The organism is Nitrobacter sp. 62-13 (assembly GCF_001896955.1).
Taxonomy (GTDB): domain Bacteria; phylum Pseudomonadota; class Alphaproteobacteria; order Rhizobiales; family Xanthobacteraceae; genus Nitrobacter.
Window position 1 is genome coordinate 1 of sequence record NZ_MKRN01000126.1, and the last position, 6,324, is coordinate 6,324.

A 6,324-nucleotide genomic window follows, 5' to 3' on the forward strand; every position below is an offset into this window, starting at 1 on the left:
ACGCCATGGGCGCGATGTCCTCGAAATACAACGACACGCCGGCGACGGCCTCGCGGGCCTATGACGTCAGCCGCGACGGCTTCGTGATCGCCGGTGGCGCCGGCGTGGTGGTGCTGGAAGAACTCGAGCACGCCAAGGCTCGCGGCGCGCGTATCTATGGCGAGGTCGTCGGCTACGGCGCGACGTCGGACGGCTATGACATGGTCGCGCCGTCGGGCGAGGGCGCCGAGCGCTGCATGAGGATGGCGATGTCGACGGTGAAAACCAAAGTCGACTACATCAACCCGCACGCGACCTCCACGCCGGCCGGCGATCCGCCGGAAATCGAGGCGATCCGCAAGGTGTTCGGCACCGGCGAAAAGTGCCCGCCGATTTCCGCCACCAAGTCGCTGACCGGGCATTCGCTCGGCGCGACCGGCGTGCAGGAGGCGATCTATTCGCTGCTGATGATGAATAACGGCTTTATCTGTGAAAGCGCCAACATCACCGAACTCGATCCGGTGTTCGCGGATATGCCGATCGTGCGCAAGCGTATCGACAACGCCAGGATCGATACGGTGATGTCGAATTCGTTCGGTTTCGGCGGGACCAACGCCACGTTGGTGTTCAAACGACTGGATGCGTGATCGCTTTATACGGCAGCCTGGTGGAGTGAATTCGACATTCGTGCCCCGCTTGGCTGCGCGTTCCGGACGCGAATGTCAAATTCAAAACTCCACTAGCAACCTAAATTTGCTAGTGGTCCTTCGATTTCCAACATTCGCAAGAGGGCTCGCTGAAACGGGTGCGAATGGTGGAATCGGACCGCTGGGAGGCCGACGACGGCAGCAGCAATAACGATTATGTCAAGACCTGGGTAAAGCGCGGAGCGCGTCTTGCGCGGACCCTCCGGCTCATCCAAACCTTCCAACCTGTCCACGTCATCCAGACGTGGATGCCCGGCACGGGGCCGGGCACGACGGAGTCTCGCATGACACACCTGATGCAAGGCAAGCGCGGCCTGATCATGGGGGTCGCCAATGACCACTCGATCGCCTGGGGCATCGCCAAGACACTGGCCGCGCACGGCGCGGAACTGGCCTTCACCTACCAGGGCGAGGCGCTGGCCAAGCGGGTCCGGCCGCTGGCCGAATCGGTGGGCGCGAGCCTGGTGCTGCCATGCGATGTCGAGGACATCGCCTCGGTCGACAAGGTGTTCGCCGATATCGGCAAGGCTTGGGGCAAGATGGATTTCCTGGTCCACGCCATCGCGTTCTCTGACAAGAGCGAACTGAACGGTCGCTACGCCGACACCACGCGCGAGAATTTCACGCGAACCATGCTGATCTCCTGTTTCGCGTTCACCGAGGCCGCCAAACGCGCGGCCGCGCTGATGCCGGATGGCGGCAGCATGGTCACGCTGACTTACAACGGCGGCGACCGCGCGATGCCGAACTACAACGTGATGGGCGTCGCCAAGGCGGGACTCGAAGCGTCGGTGCGCTACCTCGCGGTCGATTTCGGTGGGCAGAACATCCGTGTCAATGCCATTTCGGCCGGCCCGATCCGCACGCTGGCCGGCGCCGGCATCGGCGATGCGCGCTTCATGTTCGCGTTTCAGCAGAAGCATTCGCCGCGGCGGCGCGGCGTCAGCCTCGAGGAACTCGGCGGCGCCGGACTCTATCTGTTATCGGACCTGTCCGGTGGGGTCACCGGCGAGATTCATTTCGTCGATTCCGGCTACAACATCATCGCGATGCCTCAGCCCGATGCGTTGCGCAGCGAGGGCATCGGCAACGGCACCACGGGCGAGGCGGCGAAGTAAGCCGCTTTCCGAGACGGCGCAGCCGCATCTTTATCTTTTCTTCGACGCGTGAAGCTGGATTGCAGCGTTCTCGAATGAAGCATGTCCTCGGGCTCGACCCGAGAAGTGGGGTCGGGTTCGCGTGACGAAAACGCGTCAAACCAAAAATCATGGAGCCTCGCTTCTGATTCCATCAGGAGCAGGAAGGCCCTGGTGCCCTGAATCCGAAGTTCGCCTCAGGATGCAGCGCTTTCCGGAGCGAACTTCTGATTCGAAAGGGCACTAGCGAATTTATAATTCTAGTGTGGTTTAGGTTCAGAAGTTCGCTTGGAGCGCTTGCAGAGAAAATGAAGCGAATTTCCACCACACTAGCCCGCCGCGATTTTCTCCGCGCGTTGAAACGCCGGCCGCGCCGCGCAGCGATCGATGTAGCGGTCGAATGACGGACGCGATGGCGCCATCTTGAACTGGCGGATCGCGAAGTTCAGGCCGGAGCCGATCACGATGTCGGCGGCGGAGAAGTCGTCGCCGAGAAGCCACGGGCCTTTTTCCAGCGCCTTGTTCAGCACGTCGAACACCTGCGTGGCGCTGCCCCAGGCCGCCGTTCTCGACGGCACCTCGATCTTGGTGAAGATCTGGATCAGCGCCGGTTCGATGCAACTCGGTCCGAAGAACAGCCATTGCAGGTATTTCGCCCGGCGGGCATCGCCGGGCGGAGGAGCCAGCTTCGCATCCGGAAAACGCTCGGCGACGTAGGCGCAGATTGCCGCGGCCTCGGCAATTGCAATGTCGCCGTCGGTCAGCGCGGGCACCTTGCCCATCGGGTTGACGGCGAGGAACGCCGGTGTTTTGTGCGCGCCGGTGGAGAGGTCGATCAAGACCCGCTCATAAGGCTGTCCGGCTTCTTCCATCAGCCAGAGCGCGGTGAACGAACGCGTGCGCGGCGACCAGTAGAGTTTCACCATTGAACAGAAGCCCTTTCTTCCGGCGATCGTTTCGTCATGTCGCATTCCAGGCCGGAATGGCCACGTCGCGACCTAACGAAAAGCCCCCGCGAACACATCGCAGGGGCTTGTTGTTGCTTTTACGGCGAGAACCGACCACCTCGCTCGAAGACGTAACCGCCGCGATCAGGCCTTGAGATCGAAGCGGTCGGCATTCATCACCTTGGTCCAGGCGGCCACGAAGTCCCTGGCGAACTTCTCCTTGGAATCGCGACAGCCATAGACTTCGGCAAGGGCGCGAAGCTGCGAGTGCGACCCGAAGATCAGGTCGACGCGGGTGGCGGTCCACTTCGGCTGCCCGGTCTTGCGATCGCGGCCCTCATAGAGGTTGTCGCCGGTCGGCTGCCACTCGGTGTCCATGGTCAGCAGGTTGACGAAGAAATCATTCGTCAGCTTGCCGACCTCCCGGGTGAAGACGCCATGCCTGGAGTCACCGGCATTGGCGCCGAGCACGCGCATCCCGCCGATCAGCGCCGTCATTTCGGGCGCTGTCAGGTTCAGGAGTTCCGCGCGATCGACCATGGACTCTTCCGGACCCATGAACTGGTGCTTCTTGCTGTTGGTGTAGTTGCGGAACGCATCGGCGCGCGGCTCGAGCGGCGCGAACGACTCCACGTCGGTCTGCTCCTGCGTCGCGTCCATGCGGCCTGGCGTGAACGGCACCTTGACGTCGACGCCGCCGTCCTTGGCGGCCTTCTCCACGGCCGCGGCACCCGCCAGCACGATCAGGTCGGCGAGCGAGATCTTCTTGCCGCTGCCGGCAGCATTGTTGAACTCCTTCTGGATCGCTTCCAGCTTGGCCAGCACGGTGGCGAGCTGCTGCGGCTGGTTGACCTCCCAATCCTTCTGCGGCGCGAGCCGGATGCGCGCACCGTTGGCGCCGCCGCGCTTGTCGGAGCCGCGGAACGTCGAGGCTGAGGCCCACGCCGTCGAGACCAGTTGCGGCACGGTCAGGCCGGAAGCGAGAACCTTCGCCTTCAGGTCCGCGACATCCTTGTCGTCGACCAGTTTGTGATCGACCGCCGGAATCGGATCCTGCCAGATCAGCACTTCGCTCGGCACCATCGCGCCGAGGTAGCGCTGGCGCGGCCCCATGTCGCGATGGGTCAGCTTGAACCAGGCGCGCGCGAACGCATCGGCGAACTGGTCCGGGTTCTCGTGGAAGCGTTTCGATATCTTGCCGTAGGCCGGATCGAACCGCAGCGACAGGTCGGTGGTCAGCATGGTCGGCACATGCATCTTCGACTTGTCGTGGGCATCCGGCGTGATCGCGGGCGCGTTCTTCGCCCGCCACTGGTGGGCGCCGGCCGGGCTCTTTTCCAGCTCCCATTCGAACTTGAACAGCGTGTCGAAGAAGTTGTTGTCCCACTTCGTCGGCGTCTGGGTCCAGGTGACTTCGAGGCCGCTGCCGATGGCGTCGCCGCCCTTGCCGGTGCCGTACTTGCTTTTCCAGCCGAGGCCCTGATCCTCGATCGCGGCCGCGTCCGGCGCGGGACCGACCAGCGCGGCGTCGCCGGCGCCGTGGGTTTTGCCGAAGGTGTGACCGCCGGCGATCAGCGCCACGGTTTCCTCGTCGTTCATCGCCATGCGGAAGAACGTCTCGCGGATGTCCTTGGCCGCCGCGACTGGGTCCGGGTTGCCGTTCGGGCCTTCCGGGTTGACGTAGATCAGCCCCATCTGCACGGCTGCCAGCGGCTCCGCCAGTTCACGCTCGCCGCTGTAGCGCTCGTCGCCGAGCCACGTTCCTTCCGGGCCCCAGAACAACTCCCGCGGCTCCCATTCGTCGGCCCGACCGCCGGCGTAGCCGAAGGTCTTGAAGCCCATCGACTCCAGCGCGGCGTTGCCGGCGAGCACATAGAGATCGGCCCAGGAAATCTTGCGGCCGTATTTCTGCTTGATCGGCCACAACAGGCGGCGCGCCCGGTCGAGCAGCACGTTGTCCGGCCAGGAGTTCAGCGGCGCAAAGCGCTGTTGACCGCCGCCGGCGCCGCCGCGACCGTCGGTGATGCGATAGGTGCCGGCGCTGTGCCACGCCATGCGGACCATCAGGCCGCCGTAGTGGCCGAAGTCAGCGGGCCACCAGTCCTGCGAGTCGGTCATCAGCGCCTTCAGGTCGGTCATGACGGCGTTGAGATCGAGCGTCTTGAACTCCGCAGCGTAATCGAACGCCTTGCCCATCGGATCGGACAGGTCCGAGTGGCCATGGAGGACCTGGAGGTCGAGCAGGTTCGGCCACCAGTCGCGATTGTTCGGTTTGCGTACGCCTCCGGTGAACGGGCAGTTGCCGGCGCCCTTGTCGTTCGTCTTTGCGTCCATGATCAGTCTCCGATGCTGTGCTGTCGCGTCGTTGCCGAATAGCCGCTACGGCAAATTCCAGTGGCGGATCGTCCGAGACAAAGGCAGGCCGGAGCCACTCGTCTTCGGGACGGGCCGGCAACCGGCGGTCTACGGATTTGGGCCAGACAAGGCCGCAGTCCTTCTGCAACGCGAGGTCGGAGCAAGTCTGGAAGATATCTACGATCAGGTCCAGTCGAATTGCCTTTACATCACGATAAGACTATCTTATCGGGGATGGTCACGCTCAAACAGCTCCGCTACCTCGCTGCGCTCGCGCGTCACGGCCATTTCGGCCGCGCCGCCGACGCCTGCGCCGTCACTCAACCGGCGCTGTCGATGCAGATCCGCGAGCTCGAGCAATTTCTCGGAGTCACTCTGGTGGAGCGGCGGCCGGGTGAGGTGATGCTCACAGAAATCGGCCGGGAGATTTCCCGGCGCGCCGAGGACGTGCTGGCGTCAGCGCGCGATCTCGTCGATTTTGCCCGCCACCGCGCCAGGCCGCTGACGGGACGGCTGACCCTCGGCATCATCCCGTCGCTCGCGCCGTACCTGCTGCCCCGCATGCTGCCGGCGCTGCAAGCTCGGTTTCCCGACTTGCAGCTCGAATTGCGCGAGACGCAGACCCGTCTGCTGGTCGAGGAGATCAAGAGCGGCGCGCTCGACGCCGCCATGCTGGCGCTGCCGCTGGGCGAGCCCGACATCGACACCATGATGCTGTTCGACGATCTGTTCCTGCTGGCGGTGCCGGCGAGCGATCCGCGGCCCGCAAGACGCCGCGTGGCGGCGCGCGACATCGATCAGTCGCATCTGATTCTGCTCGAGGACGGCCACTGCCTGCGCGACCAGGCTCTGGCGTTTTGCGCCACGATCCCGCGCGGACCGGCGCCGGGCGCGACCGGCATGACGTTCGGCGCATCCAGCCTCGCCACCGTGATGCAGATGGTCGCCGGCGGTTACGGCGTGACGCTGATCCCGCAGATCGCCGCCGATGTCGAGGCGCGCGACGGACGCGTCAAGATATTGCGATTGGAAGACCCGCAGCCCGGCCGCAGCATCGGGCTGGCGTATCGCAGGACGTCTCCGCGCAAGGCCGATTTCGCGGCGTTGGGCGAGGTGGTGAAGGGGTGTACGAAGTCATAAGCAAAAGCGAGGACGTCATGCTCCACGACAGCGGAGTATCCCGTATGCTGCGGACTTGCC

Annotated in this window: 5 protein-coding genes; 3 read left to right on the forward strand and 2 right to left on the reverse strand. The window is 64.2% G+C overall.

Annotated elements, in window-relative coordinates; translation table 11 throughout:
- The coding region (locus tag BGN91_RS09910; RefSeq protein WP_292612694.1) for a beta-ketoacyl synthase N-terminal-like domain-containing protein at positions 1–626 on the forward strand (626 nt) is incomplete at its 5' end.
- Between the two features lie 344 nt (positions 627–970).
- Positions 971–1,804 (forward strand): enoyl-ACP reductase FabI, encoded by an 834-nt coding sequence (gene fabI / locus BGN91_RS09915; RefSeq protein WP_292612696.1) that lies wholly within the window; start codon positions 971–973, stop codon positions 1,802–1,804.
- Positions 1,805–2,151: 347 nt separating this feature from the next.
- On the opposite strand, the gene BGN91_RS09920 is transcribed toward fabI, so the two are convergent.
- Both BGN91_RS09920 and katG read right to left on the reverse strand, forming a co-directional pair.
- Positions 2,152–2,748 carry a glutathione S-transferase family protein gene (locus BGN91_RS09920; protein WP_292612698.1) on the reverse strand — a complete coding sequence of 199 codons (597 nt, stop codon included), beginning with the start codon at positions 2,746–2,748 and terminating at the stop codon, positions 2,152–2,154.
- Between the two features lie 165 nt (positions 2,749–2,913).
- A complete protein-coding gene (katG, locus tag BGN91_RS09925) occupies positions 2,914–5,103 on the reverse strand; it encodes a catalase/peroxidase HPI (protein ID WP_292612699.1) in 2,190 nt (729 codons plus the stop codon).
- Between the two features lie 255 nt (positions 5,104–5,358).
- Between katG and BGN91_RS09930 the strand changes: the two genes are divergently transcribed.
- Positions 5,359–6,264: a LysR substrate-binding domain-containing protein gene (locus BGN91_RS09930; RefSeq protein WP_292612701.1), complete on the forward strand. Its 906-nt coding sequence runs from the start codon at positions 5,359–5,361 to the stop codon at positions 6,262–6,264.
- Positions 6,265–6,324 lie beyond the last annotated feature (60 nt).